The 23,907-nt window shown below is 71.3% G+C and carries 19 protein-coding genes, 1 tRNA gene and 1 pseudogene; 9 read left to right on the top strand and 12 right to left on the bottom strand.

Annotated features, from left to right (window positions below):
* Nucleotides 1-89: 89 nt before the first annotated feature.
* Complete coding sequence (locus AB5J49_RS14400; RefSeq protein WP_369169033.1) at nucleotides 90-899, bottom strand: TerD family protein; 810 nt, start codon at nucleotides 897-899, stop codon at nucleotides 90-92.
* 187 nt (nucleotides 900-1,086) lie between these two features.
* Here AB5J49_RS14400 and AB5J49_RS14395 point away from each other — a divergent pair, with 187 nt between their 5' ends.
* The 3 genes from AB5J49_RS14395 (at nucleotide 1,087) to AB5J49_RS14385 (ending at nucleotide 5,702) form a co-directional block, all read left to right on the top strand.
* Nucleotides 1,087-2,256: an HpcH/HpaI aldolase/citrate lyase family protein gene (locus AB5J49_RS14395; protein ID WP_369169032.1), complete on the top strand. Its 1,170-nt coding sequence runs from the start codon at nucleotides 1,087-1,089 to the stop codon at nucleotides 2,254-2,256.
* A 75-nt stretch (nucleotides 2,257-2,331) separates the two neighbouring features.
* Entirely contained in the window at nucleotides 2,332-4,887 is a 2,556-nt protein-coding gene (locus AB5J49_RS14390; protein WP_369169031.1) for a phosphoribosyltransferase, read from the top strand.
* Nucleotides 4,887-5,702 (top strand): HAD family hydrolase, encoded by an 816-nt coding sequence (locus tag AB5J49_RS14385; protein WP_369169030.1) that lies wholly within the window; start codon nucleotides 4,887-4,889, stop codon nucleotides 5,700-5,702. Before AB5J49_RS14390 ends, AB5J49_RS14385 begins: the two co-directional genes overlap by 1 nt.
* Before the next feature lie 103 nt (nucleotides 5,703-5,805).
* Here the strand turns inward: AB5J49_RS14385 and AB5J49_RS14380 are convergent, their stop codons facing one another.
* The 3 genes from AB5J49_RS14380 to AB5J49_RS14370 form a co-directional block, all read right to left on the bottom strand.
* Nucleotides 5,806-6,024, bottom strand: a complete 219-nt coding sequence (locus AB5J49_RS14380) for a zinc ribbon domain-containing protein (RefSeq protein ID WP_302001043.1) — start codon at nucleotides 6,022-6,024, stop codon at nucleotides 5,806-5,808.
* A gap of 18 nt (nucleotides 6,025-6,042) precedes the next feature.
* A complete protein-coding gene (locus tag AB5J49_RS14375) occupies nucleotides 6,043-7,473 on the bottom strand; it encodes a hypothetical protein (RefSeq protein ID WP_369169029.1) in 1,431 nt (476 codons plus the stop codon).
* Between the two features lie 73 nt (nucleotides 7,474-7,546).
* Nucleotides 7,547-8,320, bottom strand: coding sequence for a DUF4097 family beta strand repeat-containing protein (locus AB5J49_RS14370; RefSeq protein ID WP_369169028.1), 774 nt, complete (start codon nucleotides 8,318-8,320; stop codon nucleotides 7,547-7,549).
* A 215-nt stretch (nucleotides 8,321-8,535) separates the two neighbouring features.
* On the opposite strand from AB5J49_RS14370, the gene AB5J49_RS14365 reads away from it, so the two are divergent.
* A tRNA-Val gene (locus tag AB5J49_RS14365) sits at nucleotides 8,536-8,607 on the top strand.
* Nucleotides 8,608-8,652: 45 nt separating this feature from the next.
* On the opposite strand, the gene AB5J49_RS14360 is transcribed toward AB5J49_RS14365, so the two are convergent.
* Nucleotides 8,653-8,997, bottom strand: a complete 345-nt coding sequence (locus AB5J49_RS14360; protein WP_369169027.1) for a hypothetical protein — start codon at nucleotides 8,995-8,997, stop codon at nucleotides 8,653-8,655.
* Nucleotides 8,998-9,151: 154 nt separating this feature from the next.
* Between AB5J49_RS14360 and AB5J49_RS14355 the strand changes: the two genes are divergently transcribed.
* Nucleotides 9,152-10,026 (top strand): IS5 family transposase gene (locus AB5J49_RS14355; RefSeq protein WP_369169026.1). Its coding sequence is split into 2 segments (ribosomal slippage): nucleotides 9,152-9,502 and nucleotides 9,505-10,026, totalling 873 coding nucleotides; the frame shifts between segments, so codons are not numbered across the junction.
* Nucleotides 10,027-10,047: 21 nt separating this feature from the next.
* Here the strand turns inward: AB5J49_RS14355 and AB5J49_RS14350 are convergent.
* Together AB5J49_RS14350 and AB5J49_RS14345 are read right to left on the bottom strand one after the other, a co-directional pair.
* Entirely contained in the window at nucleotides 10,048-12,459 is a 2,412-nt protein-coding gene (locus AB5J49_RS14350; protein WP_369169025.1) for an Orn/Lys/Arg decarboxylase N-terminal domain-containing protein, read from the bottom strand.
* Between the two features lie 142 nt (nucleotides 12,460-12,601).
* Nucleotides 12,602-13,507 (bottom strand): ketopantoate reductase family protein, encoded by a 906-nt coding sequence (locus tag AB5J49_RS14345; RefSeq protein WP_369169024.1) that lies wholly within the window; start codon nucleotides 13,505-13,507, stop codon nucleotides 12,602-12,604.
* A gap of 89 nt (nucleotides 13,508-13,596) precedes the next feature.
* Between AB5J49_RS14345 and AB5J49_RS14340 the strand changes: the two genes are divergently transcribed.
* Nucleotides 13,597-13,830, top strand: a complete 234-nt coding sequence (locus tag AB5J49_RS14340) for a DUF2277 domain-containing protein (protein WP_369169023.1) — start codon at nucleotides 13,597-13,599, stop codon at nucleotides 13,828-13,830.
* Nucleotides 13,831-13,890: 60 nt separating this feature from the next.
* On the opposite strand, the gene AB5J49_RS14335 is transcribed toward AB5J49_RS14340, so the two are convergent.
* From AB5J49_RS14335 to AB5J49_RS14315, 5 genes are all read right to left on the bottom strand, one after another.
* On the bottom strand, nucleotides 13,891-14,457 hold the full coding sequence (locus tag AB5J49_RS14335) for a DedA family protein (RefSeq protein WP_369169022.1): 567 nt from the start codon (nucleotides 14,455-14,457) through the stop codon (nucleotides 13,891-13,893).
* Nucleotides 14,458-14,823: 366 nt separating this feature from the next.
* A complete protein-coding gene (locus AB5J49_RS14330; protein WP_369169021.1) occupies nucleotides 14,824-15,261 on the bottom strand; it encodes a DoxX family protein in 438 nt (145 codons plus the stop codon).
* Between the two features lie 92 nt (nucleotides 15,262-15,353).
* Entirely contained in the window at nucleotides 15,354-17,303 is a 1,950-nt protein-coding gene (locus tag AB5J49_RS14325; RefSeq protein WP_369169020.1) for an FAD/NAD(P)-binding protein, read from the bottom strand.
* A gap of 144 nt (nucleotides 17,304-17,447) precedes the next feature.
* Entirely contained in the window at nucleotides 17,448-19,136 is a 1,689-nt protein-coding gene (locus tag AB5J49_RS14320; RefSeq protein WP_369169019.1) for an alkaline phosphatase D family protein, read from the bottom strand.
* Nucleotides 19,137-19,370: 234 nt separating this feature from the next.
* Nucleotides 19,371-20,015 (bottom strand): HNH endonuclease family protein, encoded by a 645-nt coding sequence (locus AB5J49_RS14315; RefSeq protein WP_369169018.1) that lies wholly within the window; start codon nucleotides 20,013-20,015, stop codon nucleotides 19,371-19,373.
* A 410-nt stretch (nucleotides 20,016-20,425) separates the two neighbouring features.
* Between AB5J49_RS14315 and AB5J49_RS14310 the strand changes: the two genes are divergently transcribed.
* From AB5J49_RS14310 to AB5J49_RS14300, 3 genes and pseudogenes are all read left to right on the top strand, one after another.
* On the top strand, nucleotides 20,426-21,007 hold the full coding sequence (locus AB5J49_RS14310) for a TMEM165/GDT1 family protein (RefSeq protein ID WP_369169017.1): 582 nt from the start codon (nucleotides 20,426-20,428) through the stop codon (nucleotides 21,005-21,007).
* A 295-nt stretch (nucleotides 21,008-21,302) separates the two neighbouring features.
* Nucleotides 21,303-21,980: an HAD family hydrolase gene (locus AB5J49_RS14305; RefSeq protein ID WP_369169016.1), complete on the top strand. Its 678-nt coding sequence runs from the start codon at nucleotides 21,303-21,305 to the stop codon at nucleotides 21,978-21,980.
* Nucleotides 21,981-22,549: 569 nt separating this feature from the next.
* Nucleotides 22,550-23,810, top strand: a pseudogene (locus AB5J49_RS14300) (non-reducing end alpha-L-arabinofuranosidase family hydrolase).
* Nucleotides 23,811-23,907 lie beyond the last annotated feature (97 nt).

The following is a 23,907-nucleotide window of genomic DNA, read 5'->3' as shown; positions in this document are numbered from 1 at the left end:
GGTCGGCGGCTGCGGGGCGTTTGTGGCCGCTCGCGCCCACGCGGCGGAGCCGCACATCGATACAGCCCCGCGCCCCTTGGGGCGTGCAGCTAACGTCCGATGAATTGCGGGCCCTGTGGAGGCAGGCGGAATTCCTGGCCCGGAGCGGCCGTCACCGGGGGCGGGTAGCCGTAGCCCGACTGGGCCGTGACCGGCTGGCCGGTGGACTGGGGGTAGCCGTATGCGGGTTGGGTCGGCGGGGGCTGCTGGGGGTAGCCGTAGGACGGCTGGGGCGGGACCACGGTCGTCGGCTGCTCCGGGGGGAGGGGCTGGGAGATCTCCGGCGTGGGGACCGGGGCGGGCTCCTCCAACGCCTCCGACTCGTCCACCGAGATACCGAAGTCCGTGGCCAGGCCCTTGAGGCCGTCCGAGTAGCCCTCGCCGAGCGCGCGGAACTTCCAGCCCTCGCCGCGGCGGTACAGCTCGCCGCAGATCAGGGCGGTCTCCGCGCCCGTCTCCGGCTTGACGTCGAAGTACGCCAGCGGATCGCCCTCGGCGGCCGCCGCGTCGTACAGCAGGATGCGCAGGTCCCGTACGCGGTCGAAGGTGACGCCGTCCGCCGAAGCGACCACCAGAATCTGTCCGACGCCGGCCTCGACACCGGCCAGATCTGTCTGGATCGTGTCGGTGAGGCCCTCGGTGAGTCGCTTCTTGCCGAGTCGCCAGACCTGCCCGGAGGGGTGCCGGGGCTGGTTGTAGAAGACGAAGTCCTCGTCGGAGCGCACGCGCCCGTCGGGGCCGAGGAGAAGTGCCGAGGCGTCGACATCCGGGACCCCCTGCCCGGGCGTCCAGCGCAGCACGGCGCGTACCGTCGTGACTTCGAGCGGGACGTTCGACCCCTTCAACATCGCGTGCGTCATGCGGTCATCCTGCCCTCTCCGTCCTGGTCACGACAACGCGGGGGTACACGGGCCGTGTGCGCTCGTGCTTGTCCGCGTTACCAGAAATTCATGCCCTGCGGGAACCCCTGACATGGGTATCTACGTACTATTACCGGCCACCTGTGAACAGGTCACAGGGGCCATTGAGGCACCACGGGGGAGCTCTATGCGTCATTTCGGGCACATCGCCCCGGAGGTGCGGCAGCGCCTCTTCCACCAGGAGCCGTGCGCGTTCTCCGCGGACTCCTCGGCACGGCTGCTCTCCGCGGCCCTGGGCGCCACGCTCTACAGTCCGGCCACGCGGCCGCGGCTCGCCGACGACATCGTCAAGCAGACCGGGCGCGGCGTGGTCTCGATGGTGCTGTGCCTGGAGGACTCGATCGGCGACGAGGACGTGGCGGAGGGCGAGGAGAACCTCGTCCGGCAGTTCACCGACCTCGCCGAGCGGGAGAGCGCGGTGGATCTGCCGCTGCTCTTCATCCGGGTCCGTGCGCCCGAACAGATCCCCGATCTCGTACGGCGGCTCGGTCCCGCCGTCCGGCTGCTGTCCGGGTTCGTGCTGCCGAAGTTCACCGAAGAGCGCGGCATGCCCTTCCTGGAGGCCCTCGCGAGCGCCGAGGCGCAGAGCGGGCGCCGGCTGTTCGCCATGCCGGTGCTGGAGTCGCCCGAGCTGCTCTACCGGGAGTCCCGCGTGGAGACCCTGGAGGGCATCTTCCGCGCGGTCGACAAGTACCGGGAGCGGGTGCTGGCGCTGCGGCTCGGGGTGACCGACTTCTGCTCGTCGTACGGGCTGCGCCGGGCCCCGGACATGACCGCGTACGACGTCCAGATCGTCGCCTCCGTGATCGCCGACGTGGTGAACATGCTGGGCAGAGCCGACGGCACCGGCTTCACGGTGACCGGGCCGGTGTGGGAGTACTTCCGGGTGCAGGAACGTATGTTCAAGCCGCAGCTGCGCCGCAGCCCCTTCCTGGAGGGCCAGGCCGAGGAACTGCGCGAGGCCCTCATCGAGCACTCCATGGACGGCCTGCTGCGCGAGATCACGCTGGACCACGCCAACGGCCTCCTCGGCAAGACCTGCATCCACCCCTCCCACGTACTGCCCGTACACGCGCTGTCCGTGGTCAGTCACGAGGAGTTCAGCGACGCCAAGGACATCCTGCGGCCCGAACGCTGCGGTGGGGGTGTACTCAGGTCGCAGTACACCAACAAGATGAATGAGGTGAAGCCGCATCGCGCCTGGGCCGAGCGGACCATGCTGCGGGCCGAGGTGTTCGGTGTGGCCAACGAGGACATCGGTTTCGTGGAGCTGCTTGCCGCCGGTATCCCGGCCTGACCGGGCCGACCGGCTTCTCCACCCAGCCGACCGGCTTCTCCACCCAGCCGACCGGCTTCTGAATCCAAGGGACGCATGAACAACGCAGTGAACAACGGGGTCTGGTCCGGGAGCTGGGTCGCCGAGCGGCTCGGAGTCCAGCTCGTGGGCGACGACGAGCTCACTCGGATGCTGGGGCTCGCCCTGCGCCGCAACCCCAAGCGGGCGCATCTGCTGGTCTCCCACGTGCTCGGCAAGCACGTGCCGCAGTCACCGTCCGTGGTGTACGGGGCCGGCTTCGCCCTCGGCCGCCGAGTGCGGGATCTTCTGGGCGACGACGAGGCCGCCAGGGCGGTCGTCCTCGGCTACGCCGAGACGGCGACGGGGCTCGGCCACTCCGTCGCCGACGGCATCGGCCTCGCCCACTACCTGCACTCCACCCGCCGCCCGGTCGCCGGGGTCGCCCGGGCGGGCGGCTTCGAGGAGTCCCACTCGCACGCCACGTCCCATCTGCTGCTCCCGGAGGACCCGGCGCTGCTGGTCGGCGACGGGCCGCTGGTCCTGGTCGACGACGAGTTCTCCACGGGGAACACGGTGCTGAACACCGTCCGGGATCTTCATGAGCGGTATCCGCGGCGGCGGTACGTGGTGGTTGCCCTGGTCGACATGCGGTCGGCTGCGGATGCCGGGCGGCTGGAGGAGTTCGCGCGGGAGATCGGCGCGCGAGTGGATCTGGTGGCCGCCGCTTCGGGGACCGTACGGCTGCCGGAGGGGGTGTTGGAGAAGGGGAAGGAGTTGGTGGCGCGGTACGAGGCCGAGAGCGCCGCGGAGGGTCGTACGTCGTCTGCGCCCCTGAAGACGGGCGTTGCGGTGGCCGACCCCCCAGGGGCGCGGGGAACTGCGCGACCAGCCCCCACCGGCCCGCACTCGGACGACAAGCTCACCGCCCCCCACGCCACCCGCATAGACCTGCACTGGCCCCCGGCCCTCCCCGACGGCGGTCGCCACGGCTTCACCCCCGCGCACCGCACCCGCCTCGAAGGCGCCCTCCCCGCCATGGCCGCCCGCCTGGCAGAGGCACTCCCCGCCGACGCGCGCCGCGTCCTCGTCCTCGGCTTCGAAGAGCTGATGTACGCCCCGCTCAGGCTCGCCCGCGAGCTGGAGCAGGTCATCACCGACGCCGAGGTCCGCTACTCCACCACCACCCGCTCACCCGTCCTCGCCGTCGACGACCCCGGCTACGCGATACGCACCCGCCTCGTCTTCCCGGCCCACGACGACCCCGCCGACGGCCCCGGCGAGCGCTACGCCTACAACGTCGCGGGGGCCGGCTTCGACGCCGTCATAGCCGTCGTCGACTCGGTCGCCGACACCCCCGAACTGCACGCGTCCGACGGCCTGTTGGCGCAGCTCGCCGCCCACGCCCCGCACGTCCTGCTCGCGGTGGTGCCGTCGTACGTCCCCGGACCCCTGGCCATTCCCGAAAGGCACCCGATGCTGCCCGAGCCCCTCCGCGGCCCCGCCTTCTCCTCGTACGCCCCCGAGGAGGTCGGCTGGCTGCTGCAGGACCTCTCGGACGTGACGCTGGAGGCGCCGACCGAGGAAAGGGAAGAGGCCATTCAGAGCGGCGGCGCGCACTACGCGGAGTCGCTGCCCGTGGAGTACCAGCCCAGCGAGCAGTACCAGGCGCTGTTCCACACGGCGCTGGAGGAGTCGGCGGCGCGGCTGGCGAAGGCGGTCGGCGCGGTCACCGAGATCGTGCTGGCGGAGCGTTCGCCGCGGCCGGTGCTCGTCTCCCTCGCCCGCGCCGGCACCCCCGTGGGCATACTCATGCGCCGCTGGGCGCAGTTCCGGCACGGCCTCGAACTGCCGCACTACGCCGTCTCGATCGTGCGCGGCCGGGGCATCGACGCCAACGCGCTGCGCTGGCTGGCCGAGCACCACGACCCGCGGGACGTCGTCTTCGTCGACGGCTGGACCGGCAAGGGCGCCATCACGCGCGAACTCGCCGTGGCCCTCGCGGAGTTCGAGAAGTCCGACGGCGTCACCGGCTTCGACCCGGAGATCGCCGTACTGGCCGACCCGGGCTCCTGCGTGCGGACGTACGGCACCCGCGACGACTACCTCATCCCGTCCGCGTGCCTCAACTCGACCGTGTCCGGCCTCATCTCACGCACCGTCCTGCGCGCCGACCTGGTCGGCCCGCACGACTACCACGGCGCGAAGTTCTACCGCGAACTCGCCGGCGCCGACGTCTCCGTGGCCTTCCTGGACGCCGTCTCCGCCCGCTTCCCGGAGGTCGCGGACGCCGTCGACGCGACGGCCAAGGAGCTGCTGTCCGGCGACCGCGCGCCGACCTGGGAGGGCTGGGCGGCCGTCGAGCGCATCAGCGAGGAGTACGGCATCCACGACGTGAACCTCGTCAAGCCGGGCGTCGGCGAGACCACACGGGTGCTGCTGCGCCGGGTGCCCTGGAAGATCCTGGCGCGGGCCGGAGCCGGCGCCGACCTGGACCACGTACGTCTGCTGGCCGAACAGAGAGGGGTACCGGTGGAAGAGGTGGCCGAACTGCCGTACACCTGCGTGGGGTTGATCCACCCCAAGTACACGCGGGGCGCGACGGGTGCCGACGGCAAGGCGGTGAACCTCTGATGCCGGTGCTGGTGGCCAGCGACCTCGACCGTACGCTCATCTACTCCGCCGCGGCCCTCGCGCTGACCATGCCGGACGCGCGGGCGCCGAGGCTGCTGTGCGTGGAGGTGCACGAGAGCAAGCCGCTGTCGTACATGACCGAGACGTCGGCCCAGCTGCTGACCGACCTCGGCGACGCGGCGGTCTTCGTGCCGACGACGACCCGGACCCGCAAGCAGTACCAGCGCATCAACCTGCCGGGCCCCCCGCCGAAGTACGCGATCTGCGCCAACGGCGGCCACCTGCTGGTCGACGGTGTCTCCGACCTCGACTGGAATGCGCATGTCATGGCCCGGCTGGCCGAGCAGTGCGCGCCGCTCGCGGAGGTGCAGGACCACCTGATGGCGTCGGCGTCCCCGGCGTGGGTGCGCAAGCACCGGATCGCCGAGGACCTCTTCGCCTACCTGGTCGTCGAGCGGGAGCTGCTGCCCGAGGAGTGGGTGAAGGAGCTCGCGGTGTGGGCGGAGAACCGGGGCTGGACGGTGTCCTTGCAGGGCCGCAAGATCTACGCGGTGCCGAAGCCGCTGACCAAGAGCGCCGCCATGCACGAGGTCGCCCGCCGCACCGGCGCGGAGCTGACGCTGGCCGCCGGCGACTCCCTCCTCGACGCCGACCTGCTGCTGGCCGCCGACCGGGGCTGGCGCCCGGGCCACGGCGAACTGGCCGACACCGACTTCACCGCCCCGGCGATCAGCGCGCTGCCCGAGCGGGGGGTGCTGGCGGGTGAGCGAATCCTGCGGGAGTTCCTGAAGGCAACGCGCACGACAACCCCCTGAGGGGCGCGGGGCTGCATCGAGGTGCGGCTTAGCCGCGTGGGCGCGACAAGCCACATCGATGCCGCACCCGCATGACGGCATCGTGCGGCACCCCCGTAGGCGACTAACCGCAACAGCCCCCGCCGCAACACCCACCGCCCCCGCCGCTCGCCTTGGGCGCGGCGGGGGCGCTCGCCGTTCCGCCGACGGCGACCGTCGACAACAGCTTCACCGTGTCGTCATGCCCCGCAGGGCAGCTCGCCGGAGCGGAGGACTCCGCCATCGGCCGGCTCAGTTCAAACGTGTCGCCGCAGCTGCGGCAGCGGTACTCGTAGCGAGGCATACGCACAGGTTAGCCCCGTCAGTGACCGCCGCCGCGCTCCTCGCGGATCTGCGCGACCACCCCGGCCACCGCCTGCCGCACCGCCTCCGTCTCGGTCAGGAAGTGCCAGTAGTCCGGGTGGCGGCCCTCCAGTGTGTCCGTCGCCCGCTCCAGCCGGGCGACGGACTCGTCCAGCGGGCGCGCGTGCCGCGGATCGGGCGTGTTGCGGCCCGCCATGGCCAGCCGCTGGGCGTCCCGGATCGCGAAGCGGGTCCGGTCGATCTCCTGCTGCGGGTCCTTCTGCACGGCGTTCAGCCGGCGCAGCCGGTCACCGGCGGCGGACACCGACTCGTCGGTGGAGTTCAGCAGCGCCCGGACCGTCGACAGCAGCGCGGTGGCGTCCGGCCAGCGCTGCTCGTCGCGCGCGGCCTGCGCCTCCTTCAGCTTCAGCTCGGCCTGCCGTACGTTCTCCCCGGCCCGGTCCGGCACGCTCTGCAGGTCCTGCCAGCAGGCCGCCGTGAACCGCCGCCGCAACTCGCTCAGCACCGGCTCGACCTGCCCGGCACGAGTGGTGAGCGCCTGCGCGCGCGTCCGCAGCGACACGAGCCGGTGATCGATCTCGGCGGCCTTCTCCGGCAGCCGCTCGGCCTCCACCCGGACCGCTTCCGCCTCCCGCGCGACCCGCTCGGCACGCTCCAGCGTCTGCGGGACGCCATGCTGCCCGGCGCCCTGGTTCAGCTTGGTCAGCTCCGGGGCGAGGGCCGCGAGCCGGGCGGCGAGGTCGTCCGCCTTCAACCCCGATCCCCGTACGCCGTCCAGGGCGTTCGAGGCGGCCAGCAGGCCTTGCCGGGCGCGCTCGACCGCCGGGGCGAGCCGGGCCAGCTGGGTCTCGGCCTTGCCGAGCAGCGGCCCGAGCCCGTCCTCGAACCGGTCCAGCTCCTGCTTGACGCGCCCCAGCTCGTCCTTGGCCTGCGTCAGCGCCGTACGGGCGTGGGCGGCGGCCGAGGCCTCCAGGTCGTCGCGGTCGAGGTCGTGGGCGTCGACGGCGTTGATGTACTGGTGACTGGCCTCGTCGATACGCCGCCCGAGCGCCTCGAAGTCGGTGATCGCCCGGCGGGCGGCAGGGGAGTCGTCGACGGCCGAGATCGTCTCGATCGAGATCCGCAGATCCCGCTGGGCGGTGTCCAGCTCGTAGAACGCGGCCGCCGCCGCGTCCTTCGCGGCCTGCGCCTCGGCCCGCTGACTCTCCGCCCGTCCGCCGAACCAGCGCCGCGTACCACCGCCGGCGAAGGCGGTCGGCAGGGCGAGGACGGCGACGAGAGGGAGGGCGCAGACCAGGGTGAGCATGTCGCGCAGAGTGTGGCGCGAGCCGCGCCGGACCTGACGTACGGGCTGCGGGACGCCCCGCGCGCGATGTCCCTGCGCGCCCGGCACTGACGGCGAGTTCGGCTGCGGAGGTGTCGCCGTCACATCCCTCTCCCGTGCTGTCATTCACCCTGCCCGGTTCATTCTCCCACCGGTTTAGGACGAACACACGGGCCGGTTAGTTCGCGGTTCGCACCGTGACTTTTCCATCGCCGCTGCGGGCGGAGACCACATGGGAGCTGGCGTCGTCCCGGGGCACGGACACATCCACCGAGCCGTCACCGGTCTCGGTCGACACGCGGTACGTCGCCCGAGGCAGCTCGATCGTCACAGAGCCGTCGCCGCTGCGGGTCTCCACCAGGTCCGGCACGGTGCCGAGTTCGAGCCGCACCGAGCCGTCCCCGCTCCGCGCCCTCACCTGGCGCGAGGAGACGTCAAGGACGTGCATGGAGCCGTCGCCGGTCCTCAGGTCCAGCGGACCGCTGGAGTCGGTGACCCGCACGGACCCGTCCCCCGTACGAATGCTCAACGCGTCCCGGAACCCGCGCGCCCGCACACTCCCGTCCCCGTCCTCCACCTTCACGGTGACCCCGCGCGGCACCTCGATCCGGTGCTTGGACGAGCAGTTGGCGATCATGCCCGAGCACTTCTCCCGCAGCACCAGCCGGTCGTCCTCCATCGCCCAGGTCACCTTGGGATCCGAGCCGATCGCGACCGAGCCCTGGAACCACCGCGTGACCTCGACCGTGCCGGCCTTGTTCCCCTCGGCGGCGACGATCTCCAACGCCGAGTCGTCGGAGTCGACGGTCAGGGTCTTCCCCTCCAGCGCGAAGGACCGGTGCTCGGGCTCCTTGTCGTCCCCGGCAGAGGCCCCGCAGGCGCTGACCCCGGCAAGAAGCACCACAACGACCCCGGCGACAGCGGCGGCGCGGGCGGGAACGGTACGGGCCATGACGATCTCCCCCTGAGACTTCCCCGGACCGGCTTCTGCGGCCCGGGGTGACGATGGTGCTTCGACCGTACGGACCCCGGGCCCGGCGCGGGATCCGGGCCGCTCCCGGATCCGTGGTGGGGATAACCCCAGGGTGTGCCCGGACTTCCCGGACGGTCCGCGATACGGGTTTGCGGGACATGGCCCCTGGCAAGGTAGGCTGTCGACTCATTCTCGGGTGCGTAGCTCAGGGGTAGAGCGCCTGCCTTACAAGCAGGATGTCGGCGGTTCGAAACCGTCCGCGCCCACAGCGACAGAGGGTCCCGCCGTTCGCGGCCGGGGCCCTTTGCGTTTCAGTTCTTCTCCTCCGCCGGTGTCCCGTGCGCGTGCTTCAGTTCTGTGCGGGCGTCCACCCGTTCCGGACCGGTGAGGTCCGACCAGAAGCGGTGGCCGCTGACGAACACGGCCAGCTCGTGCTCGCGGTGTCGGAGCTTCTCCACCTCGGCCTGCTCGTCCTGCGTCCAGCCGGGGGAGGCGGGGCGCTCGACCTTGCGCCAGCCGTTGTCGTCGCTGAACGCGTCCAGGGGGACGACCGACCAGGGGAGCCGCTTCAGCAGGGCCGACAGCTCGGCCCGGACCTGATGCAACTCCTCCTGGCCGGCGAGGAGGTCACTCGGAAAGTCATAGGGCTTAGCCACAGCCCAATGCTACGCCTGTTCGATTTCGGGTTGCGAGTTTCTTTGGGTGGTTCATGCGAACGAGTGTGTGAGTCGATGATCGGTGGGCTCGCGCGCTTCGGCGCGGCTAGGGTCTGTTGTGAAAGTGGATCTTGGTCGTGGATGATCACGTTCCGTGGGGCGTAGTGATCTGACGAATGGCCAGTGGGCCCGGCTGGAGCCGTTGTTGCCGCGGGGCATCAAGCCGGGCCGTCCGCCGGTATGGACTCGGCGGCAGCTGATAGACGGCATACGGTGGCGGACCCGGACCGGTGCTCCCTGGCGTGATGTGCCAGAACGCTACGGGCCGTGGGACCGGGTCTACGACCTGTTCCGGCGCTGGCAGCGCGATGGCACCTGGGCCCGGATCGTCACTCAGCTCCAGGCTGAGGCCGACGTGAAGGGCCTGATCACCTGGGATGTGAATGTCGACTCCTCCGTGTGTCGGGCCCACCAGCACGCCGCCGGAGCGTCGAAAAGGGGGGCCTGCAAAAGGAGCCGCCTGGCGGCATCGCCGTCGAGCCGACCGACCACGCCCTCGGACGTTCCCGGGGCGGGCTGACCACAAAGATCCACCTCGCCGTCGAACAGGGGCAGAAGCCTCTGTCTGTACTGATCACGGCCGGGCAGCGGGGTGACTCGCCGCAGTTCGGGCCGGTCCTGGAGGCGATTCGGGTGCCCCGACTCGGTCCTGGCCGGCCTCGCAGTCGACCGGACCGGGTGCGGGCTGACAAGGCGTACGACTCCCGCCGCAACCGAGCGTACCCGCGAAGACGCGGAATCAAGGCGACCATCCCGGTCCCGGCGGACCGCGTCCGCAATCGTCAGAAGCTAGGCTCCCGAGGCGGTCGGCCGCCGAAGTTCGACAAGCCCGACTACCGCGAGCGCCATGCCGTCGAGTGCGGAATCAATCGTCTCAAGCGCCACCGGGCCGTCGCCACGAGGTACGACAAGCTCGCCGTCCGCTACGAGGCGACAGTGCTGGTCGCAGTCCTCAACGAGTGGCTGTGACCAGCACTTTCCCAACAGAACCTAACCGACACGCCCGGGCGAGTGCCCCGGCAGCTGCCCCGCGCCCTGGATCAGGCACTCGATCAGGTAGTCGCCCGTATCCTCGTCGAGGGTCACGCCGTGGGTCTCGCTGCGGAAGCCGGGGAAGCGGCGGTCGAAGGACTCCAGGGCGGTGAGATAGCGCAGCAGCGGGCCGTCGGGTGCGCCGATGGACTCGCCCGGCATCAGGACCGGGATGCCAGGCGGGGTGACCGTCACCATGGCGGCCGCCACCCGGCCCGCCGCCTCCGAGATCCGGACCCGCTCGGTGTCACCGCGCACCAGCCGCTGGTAACAGTGCTGAGGTGGCGCCACGGGCTGCGGGAGCTGCTGGAAGGCCGTGTCCAGAAGCTCCACCAGGCGCACCGAACGCAGTTGCTCGTGCATCTCCTGGCACAGCCCGCGCAGGGTCAGGCCCGCGTACCGGCGGGGATGCGCGGCGACGGCCTCCGGCAGGACCCGCTCCAGTGGGGCGTCGGCATCGTAGAGGGCCTTGAAGTCCGTCAGGGCGTCCAGCAGGGTGCCCCACTTGCCCTTGGTGATGCCCATGGAGAAGAGGATCAGCGTGGTGTAACTGTCGGTCTTCTCCACCACAATCTTCCGGGTGGCCAGATAGGCGGTGAGCACCCGGGCCGGGATGCCCTCCTCGGCCATCTCGCCGGTGGCGCTGATCCCCGGACAGGTCAGCGTGACCTTGACGGGGTCCAACATGCAGTGGCCCTCGGTCAGCCCGGGGAAACCGTGCCAGTCGGCGCCGGGCTCCAGCAGCCAGCAGGACTGCTCGGTGCGCAGCACCTCCGGCGGGGCTTCCTCGAACGGCAGCCGGTCGCCGGTCGCCGGGTCGGTGACCGTGTCCGGCTGCCACACCCCGAAAAACCACGGCGGCCGGTCCCCGGCGCTCTCGATCCGCCGTCGCAGGCGCACCATCTCCTGACGGAAGCGGATCGCCTCGGTCACCGCCTCGTCGATCAGCCACTCGCCCTGCGGGCCGTCCATCATCGCCGTCGCCACGTCGAGCGAGGCAATCATCGGGTAGAGGGGCGAGGTGGTGCCGTGCATCATCAGCGCCTCGTTGAACCGGTCATGCTCCACCGGTGCCCGCGGTGCGGATCGCATGTGCACCATCGCGCTCTGCGACAGCGCCGCCAGCAGCTTGTGCGTGGACTGGGTGGCGAACACGGTCGGGCGGTCCGGGCCGGGGAAGGCATCCTCGTCCACCGACATGCCGTAACGGCCGGCGTAGAGCGGGTGGAAACGGGCGTACGCGAACCACGCCTCGTCGAAGTGCACCCGGGGCGTACTGGCGGCGAACGCGCGAGCGGTGGCTACGGCGTCGTAACTCAGGCCGTCGTAAGTGGAGTTGGTGAACACCGCGTACTGCGGGTGCCGGGACACCGCGCCCTCGGTGAGCGGATGCGCGGTGATCCGGGCCGCCACCGCGTCCGCGGCGATCTCGGCCGGGGGCAGCGGTCCCGCCAGGCCGTAGCCGTTACGGGTGGGGACCAGGTAGACCGGCCGGGCACCCGAGACGACCAGGCCGTGCAGCACCGACTTGTGGCAGTTTCGGTCCACCAGCGCGATCTCGTCGCGGGTGACGCTGAAATGGCCGACCAGGCGATTGCACGTCGAGTCGCCGTGCAGCACGAAGTAGGTGAGGTCGGAGCCGAACACACGGGCCGCGTTGCGCTCCGCCTCGCCGATCGGGCCGGTGTGCTCGAACAGCGAGCCCAGTTCCTCGACCGAGATCGACAGGTCGCTGCGCAGCAGCCGCTCTCCGAAGTAGTCGTGGAAGGCGCGTCCCGCCGGCGACTTGAGGAAGGCGACACCGCCGGAGTGGGCCGGGGTGTGCCAGGAGTATTCATGGGCGTCGTCGAAGCGGCGCAGTGCCCGGAAGAACGGCGGCAGCACGGATTCCCGGTAGGAGCGGGCGGCACTGGTGATGCGGCCCGCGATGAAGCCCGGGGTGTCCTCCAGCGGCCAGACGTAGCCCACGACCGACTCGGACACCCACAGCGGCAGGTCCCCCAGGCCCTCGTCGGCCATCACCAAGAAGACCGGCAGGTCCCGGAATCGGCGGCCGATCCGGCGCAGCACAGCGCCGCCGCCCGGGGTCCCGTCGAGGGTGCTGCCCGGCCGGGCGAGTGTGCCTCCCGGCGCGGCGAGCGCGGCGCCGGGCCCGTCACCGACGGCCCTGGGAAGGTCCCAGGCCACCAGCGCCGCCGCCAGACCAGCCTCGGTGCGCAGTACCGCGTCCGCGTCCTCCGCCGTTACCGCCCACCGGACTTCGAAGCCGCCCGCCTCGATCGCGTCCCGGATCTTCCGTAACTGCTGGGGCCCGGCGCCCTCGCCCCGAGGGTGTTCCGGTACCGCGACCAGGATCCTGCTGTCGGCCATGCGCTCTCCCGTCCTCCACGGCGGCGCCCCGGCCGCCCCGGCCAGTGTCCTGGCGGCGCACCGGGCAGAAACGGCGGCCGGGACGGCAAACCACCGCTATGGCGGAAACCCGCCGTCCCGACGTTGACTTTCGCAACACGCCCTAGTGGCCGGCGGTCCTCAATTCCTGTACCAGGCGGGTCGTCGCCGGTACGGGCACCCCATGTCGTTCCGCCGCGCGCAGCAACGCGCCGCCGATGGCGTCCAGTTCGAGGGCGCGGCTCGCCTCCGCGTCGCGTTGCATCGAGGACTTGGTGGCGGGTGGGAAGGCGTCGTAGCGGGCGAGGGCCTGGGTCGGGTCGGCGGGGCCGCCGCAGGCGCGGCTCACGGCTGCCGTTTCCTCGACGAGGGACGTCAGCTCCTCGCGGTGGCGGGTGCGTACGTCGCCCAGGGGGAGGGCGTGGTGGGTGGTCAGCAGGGCGAACGGGGCCAGGAAGGACATCTTCGCCCAGAGCGTCGCCGTCTCGTCGTTGAGGACACGAGTGGTGGGGCCGGCCTCGTCGAGGGCTTGGGCGAGGGCGTCGAGGCGGTCGCGGGGGACCGGGTCGCCGGTGAGGTCGATCTCGGCGAAGGGGCTGGGGTGCTCGATCTTCCCCGGGGCGACGCGAGTCGACTCGGCGCGGATGACGGCCGGCGCGACGCGGTCGGGGCGGTAGCGGGTGCGCAGGGTCTGCGGGTGTTCCACGCCGTTCAGGAAGGGGACGATCAGGGCGTCGCCCGGCGCGGTGGGCGGGACGCGGGTCAGGGCCGCGTCGAGGGCGGTGGCCTTGACCGCGATCAGGCAGGCGTCGACCGGTTCACGGAGCTCGGTGTCCGTCTCGACGTCGGCCGTGAAGTCCCCGAACAGGCCGCTGCGGACGTGGATGCCGGTCGTGCGCAGGGTCTTGGCCGTGTCGTCGCCGGCCAGGCAGATCACGCGGTGTCCGGCCCTGGACAGCAGCGCGGCGAGCAGGCCGCCTATGCCGCCCGGGCCCAGTACCGCCACGGTGAGTCGATCGTTCGCCGTCATGCGATTCCTCTCGTCGGTCGGCCCCGATGTGGTGGCCGCCTCGACGTGATCATGGCAGACAAGCCCCTCCCCGAGGGAGACTGTCAGGCATGTGCCGCAGCATCAAGACGCTTCGTCCGCCCGCGTTGCCCGAAGAGGCGACAGAGGAAGAGATCCGGGCCGCCGCCTTGCAGTACGTGCGCAAGGTCTCCGGTTTCCGGGCTCCCGCCGCCCACAATCGGGAAGTCTTCGACCGTGCCGTCGATCTGATCGCGGAGGCCACGGCCGACCTGCTCGATGGGCTGGAGGTGCGGGGCGCCGCGCCGGCGCGCCAGGCCGGGTAGCGCCGGGGCGGACAACGGGCGGGACAGGTACCGCGCGGGACGGGTGGCGGAGCCCGCGGGCTACGCCGGCTTGCGGCGCATCAAGTACGTCGCCCCCGCGCCCGCGGCGAACAGCGCTGCCACCGACACCCCCGTCGCCAGCCACGTCGCTCCCAGCCACTGGGCGCCGAAATAGCCGAGGGCCACGCTGTAGGTGGCCCAGGCGACGCCCGCCAGGGCGGACCAGGGGAGGAAGTCGCGGGGGCTGCGGTGCGCGGCGCCGGCGCTCAGTGAGACCACCGAGCGGCCGGCGGGGGCGAAGCGGGCCAGGACCACCAGGGCGCCGCCGCCCCGGGCCAGGGCCGTGCCGAGACGTTCCTGCGCGGACGTCAGGCGGCGGGAGCGGGCGATCGCGCGGTCCAGTCGGGCGCCGCCGCGCCAGGCGAGACGGTAGGCGACCAGGTCACCCAGGACGGAGGCCGTCGCGGCGCAGAGCGTCAGGGCCAGGATGTCCGGGACGTCCCCGGGGACCTGACCGGTCGCGGCTCCCGCTGCTCCCGCGGCCGCCGCCGTCGCCGCCGTGATCACCAGAACGCCGCTCGGCAGGACCGGGACGAACACGTCCAGCAGTACCGACAGTGCGACCATTACGTAGATCCATGGTGCCGCTGTCAGCGAACCCATGCCCTCGAGACCCTCGAGCACCACAACTCCCCGTTTACCCCCGTGGCCAGACCGTGCCGCGATGTCGTGGGGGAGCGGCAGGGGCGGCCTATGACAGCCATACAGCGTACGCCGGGGGTGGGACAGGAGATCCATCGGGGGCTCGTGTGTTCGGCACAGCATGTTCACTCTGCTGCCGTGAGACGGGCACGGAGGTGACGAGCACGGGGAGAACGAGCGCAGCGAAACGGCGCCCGTACCGCGTGAGCCTCGCGGATACGGGCGCCGTCGTCCGGGCCGGCCGTGCGGGGCCGGGGCCGGGAGATCAGGCCTGGGGCTGGGCCCGATCCGTCAGGCCGCCACCGGCGTCTGGTCGGCCGCCGTCCTGCTCTGCGCCCCGGAACGCTTGGCGAACAGCCGGTCCAGGCCGAACGCGCCGGAGCCGGTGAAGATCAGCAGGAACATGGCCCAGCAGTACATGGCGGCGCCTTCGCCGCTGTTCTCGATGGGCCACAGGGCCTGGGGCTGGTGGACCTTGAAGTACGCGTACGCCATGGCGCCGGAGGAGACGAAGGCCGCGGCGCGGGTGCCGAGGCCGAGCATGACCAGGCTGCCGCCGACGAGTTCGATCACGGCGGCGTACCAGCCGGGCCAGGTGCCGGCTTCGACGGTCTGGCCTCCGAAGGTGCCGAAGAGCGAGTTTGCGCCGTGGCAGGCGAAGAGCAGGCCGACGACTATGCGGAACAGGCCGATGGCGTAGGGCTGGGCGCTGTTGAGGCGTCCGGTCATGGGGGAGGCTCCCTCGGTCTGACGTTTACCGGTCCCTGTGAGGAACGGGGTGGGGACGGATACTGATCGGTAGCCCCCCACCGTAGGTAGCCCTAATCGATACTTGCAAGTTCAACATTCGGCCAATACTTTGCCCCGGAATCCTCATCCGTCTCGGAAACAACCGCACGTAGCGCCGCCCTCGCCACCGCATCGGCGTCCGAAAGCGTGACCGAATCCACACCAGGCCGCGCCCCCGCCGCCGTCACCCAGTGCACACCCTCCGTTGGTACGCCGAACGCGAATCGCCGTGCGTGCACCCGGCCCTGACGGTCGATCAGACGGTACGGCCGCTGCGTTACGTCCAGTCCTCCCGTTTCGTAACCGTCGACGATGTGCGGCCGGCACTGTCCGGTCTTCAGCAGCCGGGCCAGCAGGTCGTCGGCGGTGCGGCGCAGGTCGGGTTCCGGCAGACGGGCCTCGACGAGGGTCGTCGCCCGGACCGCCGAGCCCGGCACCTCGGGCGAGTGCGCCACCCAGGCCCCGTCCTCCTCCCGCACCTCCAGCCGGGGCCCGAGCACCTCCACCACGCCCGCTTCCAGCAGGGCCATCAGCTCCTCCACGCGGCGCCGGGGCGGGCCGATGGACAGGAAGGCGTTGAGCGGGGTGTACCAGCGGTCCAGGTGGTCCCGGCGCGAGGTGCCGGTGAGGCCGCCGTGGTCGACGATCAGCCGCAGCTCGTTGCGCAGGTCGCGCAGCACGTCGAGGGCCGACTTCAGCGGGCCCCGCACATTGCCCCGGGCGGCCTGTGCGGCGTCCTCGCGCAGATACGACAGCAGCCACTCGCGCCACCGCCCGGGATCCGCGGCGTCGGACCCCGTGTAGGGGCGGGAGACCCGGTCCCAGCTCCAGCGCTCACGCTGCGAGATCCCGAACTCCTCCAGCAGGAGCGCCTCCTGGGGGTCACGATGGGCGACGGCGAGGAAGCGGCCGACGAACTCCGGCCGCCGTGTCCCCGGCAGCAGCGCCGTGTAGTACACCGTCTCCACCTCCTTCGCCACCAGCGGCCATATCTCCGCGAGGAAGTCCGGCGCCTCGCCCGAGTCCGCGCGCTTGCGGAAGCCGGCGATCACCTCGGGCGTCAGGACCAGCGGGAGATGGCGGCCGTACGGCCCCTTCGCGTTGTCGCCGCGCGCCTGGTACGGGATGCCGCGGCGCGAACCGGCGTACAGGCGCGGCTCGTTGCCGGACGGGACGTAGCGCAGGCCGCCCCGGCCCTCCTCGGCACGGACGAAGCGGCCGCCGCGGCCCGTGGTCAACAGGGCCATGTGGTCGAAGAAGTTGAGGCCCAGGCCGCGCAACAGCACCGGTTCGCCGGGGGATACGGGGGAGAGGTCGACGTCGGCCGGGTTGGCGGGCGCCACATAGCGCAGGCCGTGGCGTTCGGCGTAGGCGGCGAGGTGGCGCTGGGGCGCGTCGGCGGCCGTCGGCAGATGTCCCTGCGCCAGGACCACGGCGGACAGGCCGGGCAGGGTGCGGCCGTCGTCGAGGGTGAGGACCTGGTGGCCGTCGGGTGCGTCGTCGAGCCGTACCGCACGGGCCGCGTGCGTCTCGACGCGTATCGCCGGGGGCGCCTCGCGCACGACCTTCGCGAACACCCACTCCAGGTACCGGCCGTAGTGCGCACGGGTCGGGTACTCGTCCGGGCCCAGCGCGCCGGCCGCCCAGTCGCAGAGGCTGGGGCCGGGCCGGATCGGGCCCGAGCAGTCCACGCTGTCGTCGGTGAACAGCGTGACCTGCGAGGACACCGTGTTCATCAGCAGTTCGGGCGACTGCGCGGTCCGCCACACGCGCCCGGGGCCCGGCGGCGCCGGGTCGATCACATGGACCGTGAGGCGTGCACCGGGCGGGAGGAGTTCGGGAGCCGAGGCACAGAGGCGTTCCAGGACGCTGGTGCCGCGAGGGCCGGCGCCGACCAGGGCGACGGAGACCGTGAGGGAGTCCGGGGTCGGTGCGGAGGTCGGTGCAGACAAAGGGGTGACTCCCGGGCGTGGGGGGCGCATCGGAGCGATCCGTCGGATGGAAGCGGACGGTCCGGCTCATCATGCCGTCGGGAGCGGGGCGAACCGGGACCCGGGGTGAGCGAGTGTGGGATGCATCACGAGCATCACCTGACACAGCGGTGACAAGCAGGCGGAACAAGACGATTACGGGGCGAGTTCGGACTCCGCCACCGTCCGCAACCGCGCCCCCGTAGCTCCCGCAGTCCCGGCACCCCCGCCGGCACTCCCGCTCGCCCCCGCACCCCGCCCCGCCCGTGCCTGCTCCAGCCGCAGCCGGGCCGTACGCCCGCGCAGCGTCAGGGTCATGAGCTGGTTGCCGAACCAGGGACCGCCCGTCCGGCGCCAGTCGATCGGCGGCCGTGGACAGCCCCCGTGGCCCGCGAACCACCGGCCGAGCGTCCGGGCCGCGCCGCTCCAGCCGAAGCGGAAGCCGATCCGGATCGCCAGGTGAATGGCGTTGTGGACGGGCGAGCAGGTCAGCTGGAAGACGCGGGCGTCCGGCCCCTTCCCCGTCGGCCAGGTCGGCTCGGCCACATACGCGTGATGCACGTCCCCCGACAGCACACACACCGTCGCCGGCGCCTGAGCCCCCGAGCCGGCCTCGGCGATCAGCTCCGCCAGCGCGTCGAAGGACGACGGGAACGCCGCCCAGTGCTCCAGATCCGCCCGCCGCCGCAGGTCCTCCCCGAACCGCGCCCAGCGCTCCCCGCGCTCGCCCCGGCACAGGGCCGCGTTCCACGCCTCGGCGTCGTGCACCAGATGCGGCAGCAGCCAGGGCAGGGAGGTGCCGATAAGGAGGTGGTCGTATGTCCCCCTCCCGTCGAGCGCCTGCTCGCGCAGCCACCGCGCCTCGCCCGGGTCGAGCATGGAGCGAGCGTCCTCGTCGAGCACCCGGGCCGCCCGCGTGTCCACCATCAGCAGCCGAACGCGGCCGAAGTCGCGCCGGTAGCTCCAGCGGACGGAGGACGGTTCGGTGTCCGCCTTGCAGGCGAAGGAGCGCAACAGGTCGGTGCCGTCAGGGGTTTCGCGTACGGCGGCGAAGAGCGGGTCGGCGGCCAGCTCGTCCGGCGACAGATTTCCGAGGTGCTGGTGCACCCAGTACGACATCAGCCCGCTCAGTAGCCGCTCCCGCCACCACGGGGTGGCCCGCATGTCGGCGAGCCAGGCGGCGGAGGTGTTCCAGTCGTCGATGACGTCGTGGTCGTCGAAGATCATGCAGCTGGGCACGGTGGACAGCAGCCAGCGCACCTCGGGGTCGAGCCACGACTCGTAGTAGAGCCGGGTGTACTCCTCGTAGTCGGCGACCTCGTCGCCCGGCGGCTCGCTCAGATCGCGCCGGGCGGCCAGCCAGCGCCGGGTCGCCTTGGAGGTCTCGTCGGCGTACACCTGGTCGCCCAGCAGCACCAGTACGTCCGGCCGTTCACCGTCGGGGTCGGCCGCGAGCCGGGCGGCCAGCGTGTCCAGGGCGTCCGGGCCGACCGGGTCCTTCTCGCCGGCCGGCGGCGCGGCCCAACGGCAGGAGCCGAAGGCGAGGCGGACGGCGTCGCCGTCGGCAGGGGTGCGGATGACGGAGTCCGGGAACGGGGAGCCGGGCAGCGGCCACACGCGCGTGCCGTCGAGGAGGACCTCGTAGGACTGTGCGGACCCCGCAGTCAGGCCGGTCACCGGGATCAGGGCGTAGTGGTGGCCCGCGATCTGGAACGTGCGGGAGGTGCCGCGGGCGCCCTCCGCGCCCCGCACCTCGGCGGCGCACGGGCGGGTCGCCTCGACCCAGACGGTCGCGGCCGAGCCGTCGGCGTACCTCAGCAGTGGACCCAGGCGCAGTTCAGCCACGTGATCGCCCGCCCTTTTCCTCGGTCGGTTCGCCTCCGGGGCGCTCTCGGCCGGAGGCGAGGGGGCGATCGCGCTCAGCCCTTCGGGCCTCCGCGCGTTCGTCCCCTCGCCTCCGCCGCGCCCCTTCGGCTCACCTCTGTCGTCGCCCCGTACGGTACGGAACGACGGAGGAGGGCGGGGAGGTTCCGCAGGTCACGGTTTGCCGAACTCCGTCAGCACCCCGTGAGTACCCCGTCAGCAGTTCGCGAGGTAGTTCGTCAGGGCGGACTTCTCCGCCGAGTCGACCGAGAGGCCGTAGTAGTACTTCACCTGGACCCAGGCGCGCACGTAGGTGCAGCGGTACGAGCTGACCGACGGCATCCAGGTGGCCGGGTCCTGGTCGCCCTTGGCCTGGTTGACGTTGTCGGTGACGGCGATCAGCTGCGGCCGGGTCAGGTCGTTGGCGAAGGCCTGGCGCCGGGCGGTGGTCCAGCTGCCGGCACCGGAGTCCCAGGCCTCGGCCAGCGGGACGAGGTGGTCGATGTCGAGGTCGGAGGCGGCGGTCCAGGTGGCGCCGTCGTACGGGGAGAACCAGCTGCCGCTGGTGGCGGCGCAGGAGGAGTCCTGGACGACGTTCGTGCCGTCGCGCTTGAGGACGACCTCGCGGGTGTTGCAGGTGCCGGACTGGGTGATCCAGAGCGGGAAGAGGTCGCGGTCGTAGCCGGTGCGGTCCTCGGTGGCCACGGTGAGCTGGGCCAGGTAACCGCGGGCGGTGGCGCCGCTGACGGGCGTGGGGAGCGCCGCCGAGGCGGTCGGGGCGTTGAACAGTGCGACGGAGGCTATGAGGCCGCTGAGGGCCGCGAGTATGCTGACCCGTCGACGCGCGTAGAACTTCGACATGCGAACTCCCTTGGGGGGTGGGGGTGTTGGCGTGTGAGCGATCGAATGCTCGCCGCGCCGTGTTGCGGGGAGGTGTGCGTCAGGTAAGAAGCTAATGACGCGCACATGACACGGCAAGGTTGAGTGCGGGACTTTCTTGCTGTGAATCGCTCGACGGGGCGTTCGACGGCATCACGTACGATGGTCGGCGCAGAAGGGGAGTAGCTCTTCGCCGGACCGTCGACATACTGCTCAGCTCGCCTGAGCCGGCGCCCGGAGGCGGACCTCGTTCATGAGGTCGGCCAGCGAGACCTTCGGCAAGCAGTGCACGCCTGTGTCGTACGGCACGGGCGACGAGTGTGCTGCCGTGCCGAGGTGTCGTAGCGCAGTGACAAGCTCTCGGTGGGGCGGCCCCGACCGATTGAGGAACCTTGATCAGCTTCACCGTGACGGCGGTCGTCTTCGGCGTCGTCTTCCTCGCCGAACTGCCCGACAAGACCGCGCTCGCCGGGCTCGTCCTCGGTACGCGCTATCGCGCCTCCTATGTCTTCGCCGGTGTCGCCGCCGCGTTCGCGGTGCATGTCGCGCTGGCCGTGGCGGCCGGCAGCGTACTGACGCTGTTGCCGCAGCAGATCGTGCACGCAGTGACGGGTGTGCTGTTCCTGGGCGGCGCGGCGGTGCTGCTCATGAAGGGGGACGAGGACGAGGAGGAGGTCCGCAAGCCGGAGAACCAGTCCTTCTGGAAGGTGTCCGGGGCCGGGTTCATGCTCATCCTGGTCGCCGAGTTCGGGGATCTGACGCAGATCATGACGGCGAATCTCGCGGCGCGTTACGACGATCCGCTGTCGGTCGGGCTCGGTGCGGTGCTGGCGCTGTGGGCCGTGGCGGGGATCGGGATCGTCGGCGGGAAGGCGCTGATGCGGCGGGTGCCGCTGCGGCTGATCACCAAGGTGGCGGCGCTGGTGATGCTGGGACTCGGGGTGTGGAGCCTGTGGGAGGCGATCGCCGGGTGAGGCGGGGGTGGGCCGGGGTGGTCGAGGGCGAGTGGCTGGGAGGGGGAGTGGTCGTGGGTGGGCTGCTCGGCTGCGGCTGCGGCTGCGGGTGAGTCGTGGGCGAGTGGCTGAGCCGGGGCTGAGCTGAACTGTCGGTGAACGGTTTCTGGAGGCGGTAGCGGGATCGGGCCTCGGTTTTGTACCGTGGAGGAACAAAGTGGTTCCCGCCCGTTTTCCCTGACCGGCGGGCGGGGCCACCTTGTCCCTCCCGGGGGCCACCCCTGCACCCCCGGTGCCCCTCGTCCTGGAGCTGCTGATGCCGGCCACCCCCGTGCCCACCACGCCCACTGTGCTCACCGCCCGTGCTCTCCTGCTGGACATGGACGGCACCCTCGTCAACTCCGACGCCGTCGTGGAACGGATCTGGCGTCGCTGGGCCGAGCGGCACGGGCTGGACGGGGACGAGGTGATGAAGGTCGTGCACGGGCGGCAGGGACACGCCTCGATGGCGCTGCTGCTGCCCGACCGGCCGATGGAGCAGAACCACGCGGACAACGCGCGCATGCTCGCCGAGGAGACGGCGGATGTGCAGGGCGTGGTGCCGATTCCGGGGGCGCCGGAGTTTCTCGCCTCGCTGCGGGGGTTGCCGCACGCGCTCGTCACGTCGGCCGACGTCGCGCTGTCCACGGCGCGGATGGCTGCGGCCGGGCTGGAGTTGCCGGAGGTGCGGGTGACCGCGGAGTCGGTGGGCGCGAGCAAGCCCGACCCGGAGGGGTTCCTGAAGGGCGCTGCCGAACTGGGGGTCGCACCGGCGGACTGCGTCGTCTTCGAGGACTCGGCTGCCGGGATCGAGGCGGGGCGCTCCGCGGGGATGCGGGTCGTGGGGGTCGGGTCGCGGGCCGGGTCCCATGGGCCGGATGTGGTCGTGGCCGACTTGCGGCAGGTGCGGGTCGAGGCTGCGGCGGGTGGGGAGATCCGGCTGTACGTCGCCTAGCGGCGGGGAGGGGTTGCCGCGGTAGCCCATCGCGGTGGCTTGTGCCAGGCCCGCGCCGGCGTTCTGCGCGGCCGGCAGGGTCGCGATTCACGTCGTGCGTACTCGGGGCGGTCGCCCGCCACTTGGTGCTTTGTCGCCGGTGGGCGACACGATCACACCTCGGTGCACTCGGGCGCAAGAGGCATCCGGACCGGCTGGTGTTCCAGGGCACCCTGTCCCGTAAATGTTTCGGCGTTGTTCCCGAATCATGTGGAACGTATGGACGCCGTTCGCAGATTCTCTATTATCCAGGCTGCTCGACACTTCGAGCAGCGTTCGGTATTGCGAACAGGGTTGAAGTCGCTCCACCTGTCTCGGTGACGCTCGACGCCCTCTTCAGGTGGGGCGCGGTATGCCGTTGAGCCGTCCCCTTCCGCAGCTCCGTCCTGTGCGGGCCCCGGTCTCGGGCCCGAAGAAACCGGGGGGTCGGCCCGGTGTCCACGGACCGCTGCGAACCGCACCACATCAACAGTCCGGCCAGCCTCCGACAGGGCCAACCGGAACCGCTCACCAAGTATCACGAGGTCCCCATGCACAGACGTGGTTCCCGCCGCAGGCATCTGCCTGCCGTGCTCGCCGCCGCGGTCGCGGCCCTGGTCTCGTTGGCGGCGCTGCTCGTCGCCGCCCCGGCTCAGGCGGCCACCACCAGCTCCGTGCGCGGTGTCGCTTCCGGCCGGTGTCTCGATGTGCCGGGCTTCAGCCAGACCGACGACACGCTCATGCAGATCTGGGACTGCACAGGCGGGACCAACCAGCAGTGGACGCTGACGGACAGCAACCAGCTGACCGTCTACGGCAACAAGTGCCTGGACGTTCCGGGCCACGCCAGCACGGCCGGGACCCGGGTCGCGATCTACACCTGTAACGGCGGCGCGAACCAGCAGTGGCGGGCGAACGCCGACGGCACGATCGTCGGCGTGGAGTCCGGGCTGTGCCTGGATGTCGCCGGGGGCGGTACGGCCAACCAGACGGCGGTGCAGATCTGGAACTGCACCGGCGCCAGCAACCAGAAACTGGGGCTCGATGGGGTTCGCTCCCTTCACGAACTGGTCGGACATGGCGTCGGCCGCCCAGACCAAGATGAACCAGGGTGCGGTGGCACCCCAGCTGTTCTACTTCGCGCCCAAGGACATCTGGGTGCTGGCCTCGCTGGGCTGGGGCACCAACTGGACCTTCACCTACCGCACGTCCAGCGACCCGACCAACCCCAACGGCTGGTCCGCGCCGCAGGACCTGTTCACCGCCAGCTTCCCGGCCGGTGAGGGCGGTGTCCCGATCGACCCGACCCTGATCGCCGACGGCCAGTACATGTACCTGTTCTTCGCCGGTGACAACGGCAAGATCTACCGGGCGAGCATGCCGATCGGAAACTTCCCGTCCAGTTTCGGCTCGTCGTACACGACGATCATGAGCGACACGGAGAAGAACCTGTTCGAGGCGCCGCAGGTCTACAAGGTCCAGGGCCAGAACCAGTACCTCATGATCGTCGAGGCCCGGAGCGCCGGCGAGCAGCGCTTCTTCCGCTCCTTCACTGCCACCAGCCTGAACGGTACGTGGACCCCGCAGGCCGCCACCGAGAGCAACCCCTTCGCGGGCAAGGCCAACAGCGGTGCCACCTGGACCAATGACATCAGCCACGGTGACCTGGTCCGCAACAACCCCGACCAGACCATGACCGTCGACCCCTGCAACCTGCAGTTGCTCTACCAGGGCAGGGACCCCAACACACCGTCGGGCACCCCCTACGAGAAACTGCCGTACCGGCCGGGCGTTCTCACCCTGCGGCGCTGACCCCACCTGCTGACCGGTACTCACCATCTCGAGGAACCCCAGCCGTGCGTCGGCCGGGGTTCCTCGCTCCGTGTGCGAACTTCAATGTCTCTCGCAG

This window comes from Streptomyces sp. R28 (assembly GCF_041052385.1).
In the GTDB taxonomy this organism is placed as follows: Bacteria; Actinomycetota; Actinomycetes; order Streptomycetales; family Streptomycetaceae; genus Streptomyces.
The sequence above is the reverse complement of the archived record's forward strand: the minus strand, read 5'-3'. Positions and strand labels throughout refer to the sequence as shown.